This is a genomic window from Thiohalorhabdus denitrificans (assembly GCF_001399755.1).
Lineage (GTDB): Bacteria > Pseudomonadota > Gammaproteobacteria > Thiohalorhabdales > Thiohalorhabdaceae > Thiohalorhabdus > Thiohalorhabdus denitrificans.
In genome coordinates, this window is the sequence record NZ_LJCP01000006.1 from 237995 (window position 1) to 255196 (window position 17202).

A 17202-nucleotide genomic window follows, 5' to 3' on the forward strand; every position below is an offset into this window, starting at 1 on the left:
CCTCCGGTACGGGTGCGTAGGGGGCTGAGGGGGGACGTTTTACGCTAGCAGGGCTGTCAAGTGTCCCGCGGCGGCGCTCCCTCCGTCCCGGGTCGGGGGCGGGGCATGTCCGCGGCCAGCTGGACGCGCCGCTTGTACGCCTCCTCTATGATAGCTAGATCCTGCCGGAAATAGGGAAGCTCCTCCAGGTGCAGGGCCTGGGGCCCGTCCACCAGGGCCCGCTCGGGCTCGGGATGGAAGTCCGCCAGAACCATGTTGGCCCCGGCGATCAGCCCCTGGCCGGCGGCGTGCTGGACCTCCAGCAGGCCGTCGGGGGACCGCTCCCGGTTGCCCACGGAGTGGCTGGGGTCCACGCACACCGGCATACGGGTAAGGCGCTTCACCACCGGTACGTGGGCGAAGTCCACCAAGTTGCGGTGCGGCGCGCCCATGTGCGATTTCACCCCGCGCAGGCAGAAGACGACGTTGCGGTTGCCGCTGGCGGCGATGTACTCGCAGGCGTTCAGGGACTCCTCCAGGGTGATGCCGAAGCCCCGCTTGTAGAGCACGGGGAAACGGGTCTGGGAGCCCACCTCCTTGAGCAGCTCGAAGTTCTGGGCGTTGCGGGTGCCCACCTGCAGCATCACCCCGGTTGGGCTGCCGGCCCGGTCCAGCTCGGTTTGGATCTCCTCGATGTGCCGGGCCTCGGTCACCTCCATGGCCACCACCCGGATGCCGTACTTGCCCGCCAGCTCGAAGACGTAGGGCAGGCACTCGGCGCCGTGGCCCTGGAAGTCGTAGGGGCTGGTGCGCGGCTTGTAGGCGCCCATGCGGGTGGCCTGGAGCCCCTGCTCGTGGAGGGCGGCCATCATGCGCTCGGTGTTGGCGGGATTGTCCACGGCGCACAGGCCGGCGAACAGGTGGAAGGTGTCCTGGCCGAAGTGGACGCCGTTGTAGTCGAAGCCGGTGGGCTCCACCTGGCCGCGGTGGCGACCCAGGATGCGGTAGCGGTCCGAGACCCGCACCACCCGCTCCACGGCGGGCTCCCCGGCGATCTCGTCGGCCTCCAGGGCCGCCGTGTCGCCGATGAGGTAGAGCTCGGTGATGGTCTCCTGGGTGCCGTGCTCCTGGTGGCGGCGCACCTCGATGCCCGGCTTGGCCTCCAGGTAGCTGATCAGGCTCTGGTATTCGGGGTCACTCTCGCCGACTCCGGACTTGAGGATGATAATCATCGGCCGCTTCCCTCTGCCGTCACCGGGAGGTCAGGTCGGAATCCCGGGTGAAGTTGAAATGGTGCCGGATGGGCAGGCCGTCCCCGTAGCGGCGCTGGAGCTCCTCCGGGAAGGCGCTGTAGGGGGCGCCCAGGCGGATGATCTGCTTGGCGGCGGCGTCCAGGATGTCGCTGCCCGAGGGCTCCAGGATGCGCACGTGCTCGAGGGTGCCGTCCGGACGGACCATGGCCTCCACCCGCACCTTGCCCGTGAGGTTCCGCCGCCGGGCCTCCTCCGGATAGTTCAGGTTCCCCACCCGCTCCACCTTGGCGATCCAGGCCGAGATGTAGGCCGCCGCGCGGTCCTCGCGCGTGGCCTGCCGGGCCAGCTCGGCATTGCGGTCGGCGGCGCTCCGGCGCTCGCGGCTCTCTCGGTCCCAGCGGGCCATCTGGCGGTTGGACGGATAGGGCTGAACGGCCTGCGGTTCCTGCGCCTCGGACCCGCCGGCGCGGCCCCCGGGGCTTTCCCCGGACGGGATGCGGTCGGGGGAGCGCTCGCGGGTGAGGACCTCGTCCGCGGAGGCGGCCCCGGGCTTCGCCTGGTCCGTCTCCGCCGGGGCGTCTGCCTGCTCCTGCTCGGTGTCCGCGGCCTGTTCCGGGGCGGGGTCCGGGTTTGGGCGCTCAGCCTCCTTCGTATCCTCCGGCTCCGGCATGGTGGGCGCGGGGATCCCGTCGGGGCCCGCCCGGGGGCTGGTGGCCTCGCGGCTCTCCGCGTCGTCGCCGGCGGCCGCCTGGCTGCGGGTGGCCGCCGGCGCCTCTTCCTCGGGCTCCACCTCTTCCTCGGCGGGGATGGGCCGGTACTCCACCATGTGCTCCACGGGTCCGGGCGAGTCCTTGGGCGCCGGATCCGAGAAGGCGAGCAGGCCCAGGATGGCGGCATGGGCCAGGGCGGAGCCCAGCAGGGCCACCAGAAGGCGGTGGTCGAGGGTATGCTCAGGAAGAGGCCAGGCCATGCGTCGCATCCGTTGGGGGCTCCCATTCCCGCACCAGGGTATAGGCCGCCAGCCCGTTGATGGTTCCGGTTATCGCCGCCCCCAGGCCGAGGATGGGCACCAGGGCGAGGATGGCGGCGTGCTGAATGAACAGGGCATAGGCCACGCCCAGCTGCCCGGCGATGTGCGCTACGGCGGCCAGCACGCTGAAGCCCACCGGCCCCAGGCCACGCCCGGGGAGGAGGGTGCCCAGCGCCAGGGCCGCCAGGGCCGCCAGGGCCCCGCCCAGGGACAGCCAGAATCCGGGGGCGAGCAGCGTGCCCAGGAAGATGGCCCCCACCACCACCCGCAGCAGGGTGATCAGGGCGGCGGTGCGCCAGCCCCACAGGCACAGCGCCGCAACGGTCACCACGTTGGCCAGGCCGGGCTTGAGTCCGGGCAGGAGGGGAGGCAGCGCCGCCTCCAGCAGATGCAGGCCCACGGCGAAGGCGGCCATCCAGGCCACATGGGTGTCCCGCCGCAGGCGGGTCAGGGCGGTGGGCTCGGTCCGGACGGCCTCAGTAGTTGACGGCATCCCAGGCCTCCTGCTCCTCCCCCGTGACCCGCACCATGACCTCGTTGGGCACGCAGGCGGCCGAGTCGCCGGCCTCGCGCTGCCAGCCGGCGCGGAGGTCGATTTTGCGGGGGGCCGGGGACGGGGGCACGAAGCGGATCCCGCCGTCCCCGACCTCCAGGTGCGAGGTGCCCAGCGGCCCGTCCACCTCCAGCGTGCGCTCCCGGCTCAGGTCCACCGTTTCCACCACCTCGCCTCCGACGATGATCTCCGCCCGCGCGCCGGGGCTGCCCCCGCCGAAGGCGGCCACTATCCCGGCCACGGCTCCGGACCACGCCAGGGCCAGCACCGCCCGGTCCCAGGGGGTGGTGGCGCGGCGCACGAAACGCAGCCCCGCCCTCATGGTGCGGCCATACCCTCGGCGCGCCAGTCCAGGCGCTCCTCCATGGCCGCGTTGGCGTGGGCCCGGCCCTCGGCGTCGATCACCAGGCCGGGCTGCCGGGCCCCCAGGCGCTCCAGGCCCCGGGCGCCGGCCACGAACAAGGCCGTGCTCCAGGCGTCCGTCTCCGTGGCCCGGGGCCCCATCACCGTGGCCTGTCGCGCCCGTCGGGCCGGCCGGCCGGTGGCCGGGTCCAGCAGGTGGTGGTAGCGCCGGCCGTCGTGGGTGAAGGATCGCTCGTAGTCCCCGGAGGTGACAATGGCCTCGCCGTCGCGCAGGGCCACCACCGCCAGCACCCGCTCGCGGTCGCGGGGGTCACGAATGCCGATGCGCCAGGGGCGGTTCCCTCGCGTGCCCAGGGCGCGTAGGTCCCCGCCGGCGTTGATCAGGGCGTTGTCCACGCCGTGCTCCTTCAATTTGGTCGCGGCGCGGTCCACCGCGTAGCCCTTGGCGATACCGCCCAGGTCCAGGCCCGCCCCCGGGCGGGTGAGCCGGGCCTCCAGGCCGTCGCTCCGCCGCAGCTCCAGCGCCTCGCCCCCGGCACCGCCGTCCATCAGGTCCTCCACGGCCGCTTCGGCGGGCGGCTCCTCGGGGAACGGCGGCTCCCGGAAGCCCCACAACCCCACCAGCCGGCCCAGGTGCGGGCTGAAGGTGTTGCCGCTGGCGCGCTGGACCGCCAGGGCCCGCGGGATCAGCCCCGTCAGGGGCCCCTCCAGGGCGGTCCATTCCCCGGGCGCGGCGCCGTTGAAATCGGCCAGGAGGTTGCCCTCCGCCGTGGGGGTCAGGGCGTTGTGGATCGCCCGCATCTCGCGAAAGGCGGCGCCGGCGGCCTCGCCGAGCTCCTCCTTGCTTGCCCCGGCGGCGGTGATCTCCACCAGGGTGCCGAGCACGAAGGCCTGCTCCCGATGCACCTCGGGGGCGCGGTCGCAGGCGGCCAGGGCGGCGACGGCCAAAACGAGCGCAGCGAGGCCGCGGTGCACCGGGCGACCTTTAAACCAATGCATGGAAGGGCGGCCCCTGGGCGAGGCGCCGTTCCAGGGCGTCGAACAGATCTCCACAGATATTGATGCCCGCGTAGTAGTCCAGTTCCTGGACTCCGGTGGGGCTGGTGACGTTGATCTCGGTGACGTATCCGCCGATCACGTCGATGCCCACGAAGGCCAGGCCCCGGGCGCGCAGCTCCGGGCCCAGGGTGGCGCAGATCTCCCGGTCGCGCTCGGTGAGGTCCGCCAGCTCGGTGGTGGCCCCGGCGGAGATGTTGCCCCGGAAATCGCCGCCGCCGGGCACCCGCAGCAGGCCGTGGGGGATGGGCTCGCCGTCGATCAGGATGATGCGCTTGTCCCCCTCCGCGGCCTCGGGGAGGTAGCCCTGGGCCATGGCGAAGCGGGTGCCCCGGTGGGTCAGGCTCTCCACCACCGAGTTGAAGTTGGGGTCACCGAGGCGCACCAGGAAGATGCCCTCCCCGCCCCGTCCCTCCAGGGGCTTGAGGACCATGGTCTCTTGCTCCTGGAGGAAGGCGTAGAACTCCTTGGGGTCCCGGGCCACCAGGGTGGGGGGCGCCAGGCCCGGGAAATAGGCCGTGAACATCTTCTCGTTGGCGTCGCGCAGGGTTCCGGGGTGGTTGCTCACCAGCGTCGATCCCAGGGCCCGCTCCAGGAGGTACGTCATGTAGATGTACTCCATGTCGAAGGGGGGGTCCTTGCGCATGAGCACCAAGTCCAGGTCGGTGAGCGGGCGGCGCTCCTCGTCACCGAGGGTGTAGTGGCTGCCGGGCTCGCGGCGCACCTCCAGCGGGTACATGCGCGCCCAGGGGGTCGCGTCGCGGCCGAAGAGGTGCCCGGGCTCCATGTAGCGCAGCCCGTAGCCGCGCCGCTGGGCCTCCAGGAGCATGGCGAAGGTGGTGTCCTTGCCGATGTGGATGTCGCCGATGGGGTCCATGACGACGCCCAGGGTCGCAGGCATGGGATCGGGCCTTTCGTTGGGTGTGGTCATCAAAGGTCTATTGTGCACCGCTTGGCGGCACCGGCTCATCCCGGAAGGGGATTTCCGGCGAAGGGTTACCCGCGGAGGTCACGGAATTCGCGGCGGGAGGAGGACAGGTCTTGCGGTCCTTCCTCGGTCCTCGCCACGTAGGTCCGAAGCAGGAGGGGCCTCCGCGCCCTCAGCGATCTCGGCGGTGATTCCATCGGTCCGGGTCACCCCCCGCCGGCGGGGAAGTCCCCCCAGACGGTCTGGGCCCAGGCCAGGGCCGCCACCGCCGCGGTCTCGGTGCGCAGTGTCCGGGGGCCCAGGGCGGTGCGGACGAAACCGGCATCCACCGCTGCGGTTAGCTCGTTTTCGTTGAGCCCGCCCTCGGGGCCCACCAGGAGGTGCAGCCGGCCATTCCCGGGAGGTCCGCCGGCGGGCGGGTCGCCCGTTTCGTCCAGGACCAGCCCATGGTCCACCCCGGAGGCCAGCGCCCTCTCCAGGGCGGTCGGCTCGACGACCTCCGGAATCCGATTGCGCCCGCACTGCTCGCAGGCGGAGGCGGCGATACGCTGCCAGCGCTCGCGGTTCTTGGCCGCCTTGGCGCCCTCCAGGCGCCGCACGCTGCGCGCCGTCTGCACCGGGCGGATCTCGGCGGCGCCCAGCTCGGTGGCCTTCTGCACCACCCAGTCGAACTTCTCCCCCTTGGACAGCCCGGCCCAGAGCACGATGCCGAGGGGGGACTCGCGCTCCACCGCCCGGAGGGCGCCGAGGCGCACCCGGGGCCGTTTGGCGTCGCCGGCTAGCTCCGCCTGCATCTCGCCCCCGGCGCCGTTGAAGACCGTCACCGCGTCGCCGGGCTCCAGGCGCAGGACCTTCACCAGGTAGCGGGACGCCTCCTCGGGCAGGGGCAGTTCGCCGCCGTTTGCCTCGGCCTCGGGCAAGTAGACCCGGGGAATGCGCATGGGTTTCCTCTCCGTCCGGCGGGTTTGGGATCGGCATCGTGGCAGGGCATAATATATAGCTTCACGTTGGGCTTATGCATGCGCAGCGCCAAAAGGGAGAGGAAATGGTCCGGACGGAAACGCCGGTGGTGGATACAAGCTTTCAGGTCCCGGAGTTCGAGCTGCCCGGGGTGGACGGCAAGACCTACCGCCTGGAGGACGTGCGGGGCCGCAACGGCCTCCTGGTGGTCTTCATGTGCAACCACTGCCCCTACGTGAAGGCGGTGGAGGACCGCATCCTGCGCGACGTGCGCGACCTCAAGGAGTACGGCATCGGCTCGGTGGCCATCATGTCCAACGACCCCACCGATTACCCCGAGGACTCCTTCGAGAACCTGCGGGCGCGTTGGGAGGAGAAGGCCTACCCCATGCCCTACCTCTTCGACGAGACCCAGGAGGTGGCCAAGCGCTTCGGCGCCGTGTGCACCCCCGACTTCTTCGGCTTCAACGCGGACGGCTACCTGCAGTACCGGGGACGGCTCGACGAGAGCCGCAAGGAGACGGTGCCCGAGGCCAAGCGGGAGCTGTTCGAGGGCATGAAGCTGGTGGCCGAGACCGGCGAGGGCCCGGAGGGCCAGATCCCCTCCATGGGCTGCTCCATCAAATGGAAGGACGCCGGCTGACGGCCGGGCGCCCGCGCGAGGCAGGGCCATGACCCGTATCCCGCAGGTGGATTCCGGCATGGTGGAGGCCGTGGCCGCCATGGTCCGCGACGCCGCCGCCGAGCACCTGCTGCCCTGCTTCTCGGGCCGCGGTTTCGCCGCGACCCACAAGGCATGCGGGGGGCTGGTCACCGATGTGGACCACGCCATGCAGGAGGCCATCGCCCGCTCCCTGGCGGAGGCCTACCCCGAGGTGGGCTTCCTGGGCGAGGAGATGGAGCCGGCCGAGCATCGCCGCGCCCTGGAGGGGGCCGAGACCGGGCTGTGGTGCCTCGACCCCCTCGACGGCACCAGCAACTTCGCCGTGGGCATCCCCATCTTCGGCGTCTCCGTCGCCCTCCTGGTGGGCGGCGTGCCGGTGCTGGGCCTGGTCCTGGATCCGGTGCGCGACGAGCTGTTCACCGCCGTGCGCGGCGGCGGGGCCTTCCTGAACGGCGAGCCCATCACGGTGCGGGAGGCCCGCCCCCTGCAGCGAAGCGTCGGCTGCATCGATTTCAAGCGCCTGCCTCGGGGCGTGGCCCGGGAGCTGGCGGCGGCGCAACCCTTCCACAGCCAGCGCAATTTCGGCTCGAGCGTCCTGGAGTGGTGCTGGCTCGCCTGCGGCCGGGTGGACTTTTACCTGCATGGCGGGCAAAATCTATGGGATTTTTCGGCCGGGTCCCTCATCGCCGCCGAGGCGGGGGCGGACGTGGCCACCATGGACGGCGAGCCCCTTTTCGCGGGCGACATCCTGCGTCGCTCGATCCTCGCCGTGGCGGATCGCAGCCTGCGCGCGGATTTGGCTCCCTATCTCTGCCCCGACCCGGATCCGGGCCAGAGATAGCGGGCTGGCCGCGTTTCCCGAGCCGGGACGACGCGCAACCGGGCCTGTACGGCGCCCGGCGGCGTGCCGTCCCCCACCGGCGCGGAAAGCGCAAAGCCCCCGCCACGGATCGAACCGAATACGCATTGAATTTCCCAACGTAAACAGGTGGACAGGCTATGCCCATGGAAAAGCTGACCATGCCCCTGGTCCGGACGACCGAGGCGGCCGCCCGCGGCGCCGTGGACTGGATCGGCCGTGGCGAGAAGGAGCAGGGCGACGGCGCGGCCGTCGAGGCCATGCGCCAGGCCATGACCTCCGTGCCCATGGCCGGCGAGGTGGTCATCGGCGAGGGCGAGAAGGACGAGGCCCCCATGCTCTACAACGGCGAGCAGGTGGGCGACGGCGACGGCCCCCGCATCGACATCGCCGTGGACCCGGTGGAGGGCACCAACTTCCTCGCCAAGGGCATGCCCGGCTCCATCGTGGTGCTGGCCGCCGCGCCTCACGGCCAGATGTTCCGGCCCGGTCCCGGCTTCTACATGGACAAGCTGGTGGTGCCGCCGGCCGCCAAGGGCCAGCTCGACCCCGAGGCGCCGCTCGCCTCCAAGCTCGGCGACCTGGCCAGCGCCCTGGACAAGAAGGTGGAGGACCTCCGCATCTTCGTCCTCGACAAGCCGCGCCACCAAGACATGATCCGCGACATCCGCGCCGCCGGGGCCAGCGTGCGGCTGGCCTCCGACGGCGACGTGAGCGGCGGCGTCATGGCCGCCCTCGGCGAGTCCGTGGACGCCCTCATGGGCATCGGCGGCACCCCCGAGGGCGTGATCACCGCCTGCGCCGCCAAGGCGGTGGGCGGCGACATGTTCGGCGCCATGGCCCCGCAGAAGGAGGACGAGGAGCAGCAGGTCCGCGAGTTCGGCCTCGAGCCGGGCCAGGTGCTGACCATGGACGACCTCATCAAGGGCGACAACGTGCTGTTCGTGGCCACCGGCCTGACCAACAGCGACATCCTGGACGGCGTCCAGGACTACGGCGACATCGTGGCCACCGACAGCATGGTCATTACCGGCGCCCAGGGCACGGTCCAGCGGATCCGTACCGAAAAGCCGGTGGAGGGCTGATTCCGGCCGGCCTGGCACCACCCGGCGCGGGCCGCGGCAACGGCCCCGCGCCCGGTTCCGGTCCCGTCCGCCATCCGCACCCAAATTCCTAGATTCTGGCGTAAGGAGTAATCACGCATGGCTGAAGTTTCCCGCAAGCAGTTGGCCAATGCCATCCGCTTTCTCTCCATGGACGCGGTGCAGGCGGCGAATTCCGGTCACCCCGGCGCCCCGATGGGCATGGCGGATATCGCCGAGGTGCTCTGGAACGATTACATGAAGCACAACCCGGGCAACCCGGATTGGGCGGACCGCGACCGTTTCGTTCTCTCCAACGGCCATGGCTCCATGCTGGTGTACAGCCTCCTCCACCTCACGGGCTACGACCTGCCCCTGGAGGAGCTCAAGAACTTCCGGCAGTGGGGCTCCAAGACCCCGGGCCACCCCGAGAACGGCGTGACCCCCGGCGTGGAGACCACCACCGGCCCCCTCGGCCAGGGCTTGGCCAACGCGGTGGGTATGGCCATCGCCGAGAAGGAGCTCGCCAACGAGTTCAACCGCGACGGCCATGACGTTATCGACCACTACACCTACGCGTTCGCCGGCGACGGCTGCCTCATGGAGGGCGTCAGCCACGAGGCCTGCTCCCTGGCGGGCACCCTGGGCCTGGGCAAGCTGATCGTCTTCTACGACGACAACGGCATCTCCATCGACGGCGAGGTGGAGGACTGGTTCACCGACGATACCCTCAAGCGCTTCGAGGGCTATGAGTGGCAGACCATGGCCATCGACGGCCACAACCCCGACGCCGTCGCCAAGGCCATCGAGCAGGCCAAGGCCGAGCCCAACAAGCCCACCCTGATCGCCTGCAAGACCACCATCGGCTACGGCTCCCCCAACCTGGCCGGCAGCGAGGCCACCCACGGCGCGCCCCTGGGCGAGGACGAGGTGGCGGCTACCCGCAAGGCCCTGGGCTGGGAGCACGGCCCCTTCGAGGTGCCGGAGGACGTCTACGCCGGTTGGGACGCCCGCGAAACCGGCAAGAAGGCCGAGGCCGATTGGCAGGAGCGCTTCGAGGCCTACCGCAAGGACTACCCCGAGAAGGCCGCGGAGCTTGAGCGCCGCATGAAGCAGGAGGTCCCCGGCGACTTCGAGGCGACCATGGACGCCATCATCAAGGAGTACCGCGAGGGGCAGAAGTCCGACGCCACCCGCAAGCACTCCGGGGCCATGCTCAACACCATCGCCGCGAAGATCCCCGAGGTGCTGGGGGGCTCCGCCGATCTGGCGCCCTCCAACAACACCAAGTGGAAGGACGCGCCCATCATCACGCCCGCCAAGGAGCAGCGGGGCGTGCACGGCCGCTACCTCCACTACGGTGTGCGCGAGTTCGGCATGGCCGCCATCATGAACGGCATCAGCCTGCATCGCGGCTACCGGCCCTACGGCGGCACCTTCCTGATCTTCTCCGACTACATGCGCAACGGCATCCGCATGTCGGCGCTCATGCACCAGCCGGTGACCTACGTGTTCACCCACGATTCCATCGGCCTGGGCGAGGACGGCCCCACCCACCAGCCCGTGGAGCAGGTCTCCAGCCTGCGGGCCATCCCGGGCGTGCACGTGTTCCGCCCCGCCGACGCCGTGGAGACTGCGGTGGGCTGGAAGCTGGCCCTTGGCAGCGGTGACCACCCCTACGCCCTGGTCCTCACCCGGCAGAAGACCGGTGCCCTGGACCACACCGACGAGACCGTGGCCAACATCGCCAAGGGCGGCTACGTTGTCTCCGAGGCCGAGGGCGGCAGCCCCGAGGGCATCCTGCTGGCCTCCGGCTCCGAGGTGGACCTGGCCCTGAAGGCGCAGGCCGAGCTGGCCAGCCAGGGCAAGAAGGTCCGGGTGGTGTCCATGCCCTGCATGGAGCTGTTCGAGGCCCAGGACGAGGCGTACAAGCAGTCCGTGCTGCCCGACTCCGTTTCCAAGCGGGTGGCCGTGGAGGCCGGACAGCCCATGAGCTGGTACCGCTACGTGGGCCGGGACGGCAAGGCCATCGGCATGGAGCGCTTCGGCGAATCCGCCCCGGGCGACACCCTGTTCGAGAAGTTCGGCTTCGTGCCCGCGACCGTGGTGAGCGCCTACAACGACCTGGGCTGAGCGCGAAGGCCGGAACCGAATTCAACGTATCAACACTTCGACGTCTGTGGAGGAACGACAATGAGCATCCGCGTCGCCATTAACGGTTATGGCCGCATCGGCCGCAACGTCCTGCGCGCCATCTACGAAGCCGGCCGGAACAACGAGGTCCAGGTGGTGGCCCTCAACGATCTCGGCGATGCCGAGACCAACGCCTACCTGACCCGCCACGACACCGTGCACGGCAAGTTCCCCGGCACCGTCGAGGTGGAGGGCGACAACCTGGTGGTGAACGGCGACAAGATCTCCGTGCTCGCCGAGCGCGACCCCACCAAGCTGCCCTGGGGCGACATGGACGTGGACGTCGTCATGGAGTGCACCGGCCTGTTCACCGACCGCGACAAGGCGGCCATGCACCTCGAGGCCGGCGCCAAGAAGGTGCTCGTGTCCGCCCCCGCCAAGGGCGAGGACCTCACCGTGGTGTACGGCGTGAACCAGGACATGATCGACCCGGACAAGCACCAGGTGGTCTCCAACGCCTCCTGCACCACCAACTGCCTGGCGCCGCTGGTCAAGCCGCTGCACGAGAAGATCGGCGTGAAGCACGGCCTGATGACCACCATCCACAGCTACACCAACGACCAGGTGCTGATCGACGTCTACCACAGCGACCTGCGCCGGGCCCGTTCCGCGACCCAGTCGCAGATCCCCACCAAGACCGGCGCCGCCGCCGCGGTGGGTAAGGTGCTGCCGGACCTGAACGGCAAGCTGGACGGTTTCGCCGTGCGCGTGCCGACCACCAACGTCTCCTTCGTGGACCTGACCTTCCAGGCCAACCGCAGCACCTCCGTGGACGAGATCAACGACACCCTGAAGGCGGCCTCCGAGAGCCAGCTCAAGGGCATCCTGGGCTACAACGACGAGCCCCTGGTCTCCCACGACTTCAACCATGACCCCCGCTCCTCCATCTACGAGGCGCCCCTGACCCGCATGATCGAGGGCGACTTCATCAAGGTGACCTCCTGGTACGACAACGAGTGGGGCTTCTCCAACCGGATGATCGACACCGCTCAGGCCCTGATGGGCGGCAAGTAAGGGAGCGCGTCCGCATGAGCATCATTCGGATGACGGATCTGGACCTGCGCGGCAAGCGGGTCCTGATCCGGGAGGATCTCAACGTCCCCCAGGACGATGACGGGAGCATCACCGATGCCACCCGCATCGAGGCCAGCCTGCCCACCATCCAGAAGGCCATGGAGATGGGCGGCAAGGTCCTGCTGATGGCCCACCTGGGTCGGCCCAAGGGCGAGCGGAACGCCAAGTACTCCCTCGCTCCCGTGGCCAAGCGCCTGGGCGAGCTGCTGGGCACCGAGGTGCCCCTGATCGAGGACTGGTACGACCAGGTCCCGGCGGAGGTGGAGAACCTGGGCGAGGGTCAGGTGGCCCTGCTGGAGAACGTCCGCTTCCACCCGGGGGACACGGAGAACGACGAGGCCTTCTCCAAGCAGATGGCGGCGCTGTGCGACGTCTACGTCAACGACGCCTTCGGCACGGCCCACCGGGCGCAGGCCTCCACCCACGGGGTGGCCAAGCACGCCCCGGTGGCCGCCGCCGGCCCGCTGCTGGCCAAGGAGATCGACAGCCTCACCGCCGCCCTGGAGAACCCCAAGCGGCCCCTGGTGGCCATCGTCGGCGGCGCCAAGGTCTCCGGCAAGCTGGAGGTGCTGAAGGCGCTCACCGACAAGGTGGACCAGCTCATCGTCGGCGGTGGCATCGCCAACACCTTCCTGCTCGCCGAGGGCCGCAACATCGGCGGCTCCCTGGCCGAGCCGGACCTGGTGGACGAGGCCAAGGGCGTGATCGAGGCGTGCCGGAACAAGGGCGCCGATGTGCCCCTGCCCACCGACGTGGTGGTGGCCAAGGAGTTCGCCGCGGAGGCCCCGGTGCGCACCTGCGCCGTGGAGGACGTGCAGGACGACGAGATGATCCTGGACGTGGGCCCCGACACGGCGGCCCGCTTCGCGGAGATCGTGAAGGGCGCCGGCACCATCCTGTGGAACGGTCCCCTGGGCGCCTTCGAGCTGCCCAAGTGCGCCGAGGGCACCAAGACCCTGGCCCACGCCATCGCCGACAGCGAGGGCTTCAGCGCCGCCGGCGGCGGGGACACCCTGGCGGCCATCGCCATGACGGGGATCACCGAGCGGATCTCCTACATCTCTACCGGTGGTGGTGCCTTCCTGGAATGGGTGGAGGGCAAGAAGCTGCCGGCCATTGCCATTCTTGAGGAGAGGGCGGCCGAATAGGCATGAGGCGAACTAAGATCGTCGCGACACTCGGGCCGGCCACCGACGCGCCGGGAGCCCTCGATCGCATGATCGAGGCGGGGGTGGATGTGTTCCGCCTCAACTTCTCCCACGGCGAGTCCTCCGACCACGTCCGGCGGGCCCAGGAGGTCCGTTCGCGGGCGCAGGCCCACAGCCGGACCATCGGTGTCCTGGCGGACATCCAGGGCCCCAAGCTCCGCATCGGCCGCTTCGAGAACGGCGCCGTGGAGCTGGAGGAGGGCCAGCAGTTCATCCTGGACACCTTCACGGAGCTCGGCGACGAGAACCGCGTGGGGGTCACTTACAAGCGCCTCCCCGACGACGTCGAGCGGGGCGCCACCCTGTTGCTCAACGATGGCCTGGTGGCCGTCTGGGTGGAGGAGGTCCGCGGCCAGGAGATCATCGGCCGGGTGGTCAAGGGCGGCACCCTGTCCGACAACAAGGGGCTCAACCGGGCGGGAGGCGGACTCACCGCCCAGGCCCTTACGGAGAAGGACCGCCGGGACATCCACACGGTAGCCGAGATCGGCGCCGACTACCTCGCGGTCTCGTTCCCGCGTTCGGCGGACGATCTCAACAAGGCCCGCGAGCTGCTGGAGAAGGCCGGGGGCCATGCCCGGATCCTGGCCAAGATCGAGCGTCCCGAGGCGGTGGCCGCCATCGACGAGATCATCGACGCCAGCGACGCCATCATGGTGGCCCGCGGCGACCTCGGCCTGGAGATCGGCGACGCCGCCGTGCCGCCGGTGCAGAAGCGCATCATCCGGCGGGCGCGCATGGCCAACAAGGCCGTGATCACCGCCACGCAGATGATGGAGTCCATGACCCACGCGCCCATCCCCACCCGGGCGGAGGTCTCGGACGTGGCCAACGCGGTGCTCGACGGCACCGACGCGGTGATGCTCTCCGGGGAGACCGCTACCGGCGACTACCCCGTGGAGGCCGCCGGGGCCATGGATCGGGTGTGCCGGGAAACGGAGCGCTCGGCCTTCGAGGAGGACCCCAGCGCGCTGACCGGTTTCGGCACCGAAACGGCCCGGAGCGTGGACGAGTCCATCGCCCAGTCGGCCCTGGCCATCTCCAACAAGCTGGAGATCTCCGCCATCGCCGCCTTCACCACCAGCGGCCGGACCGCGCTGTGGATGTCGCGGGGCGGCACGCGGGCGCCCATCTACGCCCTGTCGCCGAACCAGCGCACCCGGCGCCAGGTGACCATGTACCGCGGGGTGTACCCGATCAGCTTCCCCATCGATCCGGAGAAGCACACCCCCCGCGAGCTCATCGTCACCGCCGAGGCCGAGCTGCGCCGCCAGGGCGCGGTGCGCGAGGGCGATATGATGATCCTCACCCTCGGCGAGCCGCTGGGCGAGGAAGGCTCCACCAACACCGTGAAGGTGGTGCGGGTCGGCGAGACGACCGCCTAGCCGGTGGCGGGGCCCGAACGGAATTCTACGTCGCTAATCCTTTGCATGATCGTATAGGAGGCAACCCATGCCTTTGGTATCGATGCGCCAGCTGCTGGACCATGCCGCCGAGAACGGCTACGGCATTCCGGCCTTTAACGTGAACAACCTGGAGCAGGTCCAGGCCATTATGGAAGCCGCCAAGGAGGTGGATTCCCCGGTGATCATGCAGGGCTCCGCGGGTGCCCGCAATTACGCCGGTGAGCCGTTCCTGCGCCACCTCATCCAGGCGGCCGTGGAGCAGTATCCCGAGATCCCCATCGTCATGCACCAGGACCACGGTGCCAGCCCGGCGGTGTGCCAGCGCTCCATCCGCTCCGGCTTCACCTCCGTGATGATGGACGGCTCCCTGGAGGCCGACGGCAAGACCCCCGCCTCCTACGAGTACAACGCCCGCGTGACCGGCGAGGTCGTGAAATTCGCCCACGCCGTGGGTGTGACCGTCGAGGGTGAGCTGGGCTGCCTGGGCTCCCTGGAGGGCGGTGCCGGCGAGAAGGAAGACGGCCACGGCGCCGAGGGCGAGCTCTCCATGGACCAGCTCCTCACCGATCCGGAAGAGGCCGCCCAGTTCGTCAAGGACACCCACGTGGACGCCCTCGCGGTGGCCATCGGCACCAGCCACGGCGCCTACAAGTTCACCTCCAAGCCCACCGGCGAGGTGCTGCGGATCGACCGCATCAAGGAGATCCACGAGCGCATCCCGGACACCCACCTGGTGATGCACGGCTCCAGCTCGGTGCCGCAGGAGTGGCTGGACATCATCAACGAGCACGGCGGTGAGATTCCCGAGACCTACGGCGTGCCGGTGGAGGAGATCCAGAACGGCATCAAGAGCGGCGTGCGCAAGGTCAACGTGGACACCGACATCCGTCTGGCCATGACCGGTGCCGCGCGGAAGCACTTGGCCGAGAACAAGGCCAACTTCGACCCGCGGAAGTTCATGATCGAGGCCCGGAAGGCCGCCAAGCAGATCTGCATGGATCGCTACCAGCAGTTCGGCTCCGCCGGTCAGGCTTCCAAGATCAAGGCCGTCGGCGAGGAGGCCATGGTCGCCCGCTACGAGGCCGGCGAGCTGGATCCCCGGGTGAAGTAACCCGCCTGCGGGAACAGACGAGCCAGGAAAGGCCCGGCGAACGCCGGGCCTTTTTTATTGGTCCCCTTACCCTTTCCCCATCCAAAAGGCCTTTTGGCCAATTCTTGACCGGGATGGATTCCAGGACCGATCCCGCCCCGAATATTTCTTGAAGGTCCGACGAAGCATCCCAACGTGATTTAGAGGTCCGTAGCCATCGGTTGCAGGGCGCCGGCGCGGTTTCCTCCCGGGGCCGAGGAGCCGTGTCCCTGGACAGGAACCCGCTGTCCGGTTCCCGGGAACAACCGGGGCCCAGTGTGCGTCCAATCCGATTGGCTCCGATACATCCAACCGGTTAGACCAAGCCCACGAAGGGAGGTCGGGACCATGGCGCATTACCCCTGGAAGCACGCCGAGGAGCTGAAGCAGACCGCCCAGTCCATGGTGGCCAATTACAAGGGCATCCTGGCGGCGGACGAGTCCAACCGGACGGCGACTAAGCGCCTGGAGGAGGTGGGCATCGAGTCCACCGAGGAGAGCCGGCGCAAGTACCGCCAGCTCTTGTTTACCGCTCCGGACATCGACAAATACATCAGCGGGGTGATCCTTTTCGAAGAGACTATCCGGCAGAAGGATGACGGCGGCACCCCCTTCCCCGAGCTGTTAAAGGGCCGGGGCATCATCCCCGGCATCAAGGTGGACACTGGTGCCAAGCCCCTGGCCGGCTCCCCCGACGAGAAGGTCACCGAAGGCCTCGACGGCCTACGGGAGCGCCTGGCCGAGTATTACGAGATGGGCGCCCGATTCTCCAAGTGGCGGGCGGTGATCACGGTCGGCGACGGCATGCCCACCCGCCAGTGCATGGAGGCCAACGCCCACGCGCTTGCCCGGTACTCCGCACTGTGCCAGGAGAACGGCCTGGTACCCATCGTGGAGCCGGAAGTGCTGATCAACGGCAGCCACGACATCGACACCTGCGAGGCGGTCACCGAGGAAAACCTGCGCATGGTTTTCAACGAGCTGTACCGCCACAACGTCATGCCCGAGGGCACGGTGCTGAAGACCTCCATGGTGATCTCCGGCCTGGACGCCCCCAGCCGCGCCGGCGTGGAGGAGGTGGCCGAACGCACCGTGCAGACCCTGGAGCGGGTGGTGCCGCCGGCCCTGGGCGGCGTGGTGTTCCTCTCCGGCGGCCAGGGCGATGTGGAGGCTACCCAGCACCTGGACGCCATGAACAAGAAGTACAAGAACCGGGTTCCGTGGCGGCTCACCTTCTCCTACGCCCGGGCCCTGCAGAACCCGGCGCTGGGCTCCTGGGGCTCCGACATGGCCAACACCGAGCAGGCCCAGAGGGCCTTCGCCTTCCGCGCCAAGCTCAACAGCCTGGCTTCCGAGGGCGAGTACAGCGAGGACCTGGAGCAGCAAGCCGCCTAAACCTCTCCGGTCCTTCCCGAAAAAGCCCCGCCCATGTAGCGGGGCTTTTTTCGGTTCCTCCCCCGGACCA

At 69.5% G+C, this 17202-nt stretch carries 16 protein-coding genes; 9 read left to right on the forward strand and 7 right to left on the reverse strand.

Translation table 11 applies throughout. The annotated features are described in order from the left end of the window. Window positions 1-56 precede the first annotated feature (56 nt). From AN478_RS02575 to AN478_RS02605, 7 genes are all read right to left on the reverse strand, one after another. Window positions 57-1211: a hypothetical protein gene (locus AN478_RS02575; protein ID WP_054965057.1), complete on the reverse strand. Its 1155-nt coding sequence runs from the start codon at window positions 1209-1211 to the stop codon at window positions 57-59. 19 nt (window positions 1212-1230) lie between these two features. Then, complete coding sequence (locus tag AN478_RS02580; protein WP_054965058.1) at window positions 1231-2202, reverse strand: energy transducer TonB; 972 nt, start codon at window positions 2200-2202, stop codon at window positions 1231-1233. Then, window positions 2183-2755: a Gx transporter family protein gene (locus AN478_RS02585; RefSeq protein WP_074471357.1), complete on the reverse strand. Its 573-nt coding sequence runs from the start codon at window positions 2753-2755 to the stop codon at window positions 2183-2185. The genes AN478_RS02580 and AN478_RS02585 overlap by 20 nt, the downstream gene beginning before the upstream one ends. After that, window positions 2739-3137, reverse strand: coding sequence for a NusG domain II-containing protein (locus tag AN478_RS02590; RefSeq protein WP_054965059.1), 399 nt, complete (start codon window positions 3135-3137; stop codon window positions 2739-2741). Before AN478_RS02590 ends, AN478_RS02585 begins: the two co-directional genes overlap by 17 nt. Continuing rightward, window positions 3134-4177, reverse strand: coding sequence for an FAD:protein FMN transferase (locus AN478_RS02595; protein WP_074471358.1), 1044 nt, complete (start codon window positions 4175-4177; stop codon window positions 3134-3136). The genes AN478_RS02590 and AN478_RS02595 overlap by 4 nt, the downstream gene beginning before the upstream one ends. Beyond that, window positions 4164-5135, reverse strand: a complete 972-nt coding sequence (gshB, locus tag AN478_RS02600; protein ID WP_054965061.1) for a glutathione synthase — start codon at window positions 5133-5135, stop codon at window positions 4164-4166. The genes AN478_RS02595 and gshB overlap by 14 nt, the downstream gene beginning before the upstream one ends. A 233-nt stretch (window positions 5136-5368) precedes the next feature. Continuing rightward, window positions 5369-6103, reverse strand: coding sequence for a 16S rRNA (uracil(1498)-N(3))-methyltransferase (locus AN478_RS02605; RefSeq protein WP_054965062.1), 735 nt, complete (start codon window positions 6101-6103; stop codon window positions 5369-5371). 104 nt (window positions 6104-6207) lie between these two features. On the opposite strand from AN478_RS02605, the gene AN478_RS02610 reads away from it, so the two are divergent. The 9 genes from AN478_RS02610 (at window position 6208) to AN478_RS02650 (ending at window position 17132) form a co-directional block, all read left to right on the forward strand. Further along, window positions 6208-6765: a thioredoxin family protein gene (locus AN478_RS02610; protein ID WP_054965063.1), complete on the forward strand. Its 558-nt coding sequence runs from the start codon at window positions 6208-6210 to the stop codon at window positions 6763-6765. Between the two features lie 28 nt (window positions 6766-6793). Beyond that, a complete protein-coding gene (locus AN478_RS02615) occupies window positions 6794-7627 on the forward strand; it encodes an inositol monophosphatase family protein (RefSeq protein ID WP_054965064.1) in 834 nt (277 codons plus the stop codon). A 158-nt stretch (window positions 7628-7785) separates the two neighbouring features. Next, window positions 7786-8730 (forward strand): class II fructose-bisphosphatase, encoded by a 945-nt coding sequence (gene glpX, locus AN478_RS02620; RefSeq protein ID WP_054965065.1) that lies wholly within the window; start codon window positions 7786-7788, stop codon window positions 8728-8730. A gap of 117 nt (window positions 8731-8847) precedes the next feature. Further along, window positions 8848-10860, forward strand: a complete 2013-nt coding sequence (tkt, locus tag AN478_RS02625; RefSeq protein WP_054965066.1) for a transketolase — start codon at window positions 8848-8850, stop codon at window positions 10858-10860. Between the two features lie 60 nt (window positions 10861-10920). Then, window positions 10921-11934, forward strand: a complete 1014-nt coding sequence (gap, locus tag AN478_RS02630) for a type I glyceraldehyde-3-phosphate dehydrogenase (protein WP_054965067.1) — start codon at window positions 10921-10923, stop codon at window positions 11932-11934. Between the two features lie 14 nt (window positions 11935-11948). Further along, complete coding sequence (locus AN478_RS02635) at window positions 11949-13142, forward strand: phosphoglycerate kinase (RefSeq protein ID WP_054965068.1); 1194 nt, start codon at window positions 11949-11951, stop codon at window positions 13140-13142. A gap of 2 nt (window positions 13143-13144) precedes the next feature. Next, window positions 13145-14587 carry a pyruvate kinase gene (pyk, locus tag AN478_RS02640; RefSeq protein WP_054965069.1) on the forward strand — a complete coding sequence of 481 codons (1443 nt, stop codon included), beginning with the start codon at window positions 13145-13147 and terminating at the stop codon, window positions 14585-14587. 67 nt (window positions 14588-14654) lie between these two features. After that, window positions 14655-15719, forward strand: coding sequence for a class II fructose-bisphosphate aldolase (gene fba, locus AN478_RS02645; protein ID WP_054965070.1), 1065 nt, complete (start codon window positions 14655-14657; stop codon window positions 15717-15719). Window positions 15720-16085: 366 nt separating this feature from the next. After that, on the forward strand, window positions 16086-17132 hold the full coding sequence (locus tag AN478_RS02650; protein ID WP_054965071.1) for a class I fructose-bisphosphate aldolase: 1047 nt from the start codon (window positions 16086-16088) through the stop codon (window positions 17130-17132). Window positions 17133-17202: the final 70 nt, after the last annotated feature.

Bases quoted from the DNA above. Each gene is read 5' to 3' on its own strand.
- AN478_RS02595 (WP_074471358.1), bottom strand. From the start codon at position 4,177: ATGCATTGGTTTAAAGGTCGCCCGGTGCACCGCGGCCTCGCTGCGCTC.
- AN478_RS02635 (WP_054965068.1), top strand. From the start codon at position 11,949: ATGAGCATCATTCGGATGACGGATCTGGACCTGCGCGGCAAGCGGGTC.
- tkt (WP_054965066.1), top strand. From the start codon at position 8,848: ATGGCTGAAGTTTCCCGCAAGCAGTTGGCCAATGCCATCCGCTTTCTC.
- AN478_RS02650 (WP_054965071.1), top strand. From the start codon at position 16,086: ATGGCGCATTACCCCTGGAAGCACGCCGAGGAGCTGAAGCAGACCGCC.
- gap (WP_054965067.1), top strand. From the start codon at position 10,921: ATGAGCATCCGCGTCGCCATTAACGGTTATGGCCGCATCGGCCGCAAC.
- AN478_RS02610 (WP_054965063.1), top strand. From the start codon at position 6,208: ATGGTCCGGACGGAAACGCCGGTGGTGGATACAAGCTTTCAGGTCCCG.
- AN478_RS02615 (WP_054965064.1), top strand. From the start codon at position 6,794: ATGACCCGTATCCCGCAGGTGGATTCCGGCATGGTGGAGGCCGTGGCC.
- AN478_RS02585 (WP_074471357.1), bottom strand. From the start codon at position 2,755: ATGCCGTCAACTACTGAGGCCGTCCGGACCGAGCCCACCGCCCTGACC.
- AN478_RS02580 (WP_054965058.1), bottom strand. From the start codon at position 2,202: ATGGCCTGGCCTCTTCCTGAGCATACCCTCGACCACCGCCTTCTGGTG.
- AN478_RS02575 (WP_054965057.1), bottom strand. From the start codon at position 1,211: ATGATTATCATCCTCAAGTCCGGAGTCGGCGAGAGTGACCCCGAATAC.
- AN478_RS02605 (WP_054965062.1), bottom strand. From the start codon at position 6,103: ATGCGCATTCCCCGGGTCTACTTGCCCGAGGCCGAGGCAAACGGCGGC.
- glpX (WP_054965065.1), top strand. From the start codon at position 7,786: ATGCCCATGGAAAAGCTGACCATGCCCCTGGTCCGGACGACCGAGGCG.
- AN478_RS02590 (WP_054965059.1), bottom strand. From the start codon at position 3,137: ATGAGGGCGGGGCTGCGTTTCGTGCGCCGCGCCACCACCCCCTGGGAC.
- pyk (WP_054965069.1), top strand. From the start codon at position 13,145: ATGAGGCGAACTAAGATCGTCGCGACACTCGGGCCGGCCACCGACGCG.
- gshB (WP_054965061.1), bottom strand. From the start codon at position 5,135: ATGCCTGCGACCCTGGGCGTCGTCATGGACCCCATCGGCGACATCCAC.
- fba (WP_054965070.1), top strand. From the start codon at position 14,655: ATGCCTTTGGTATCGATGCGCCAGCTGCTGGACCATGCCGCCGAGAAC.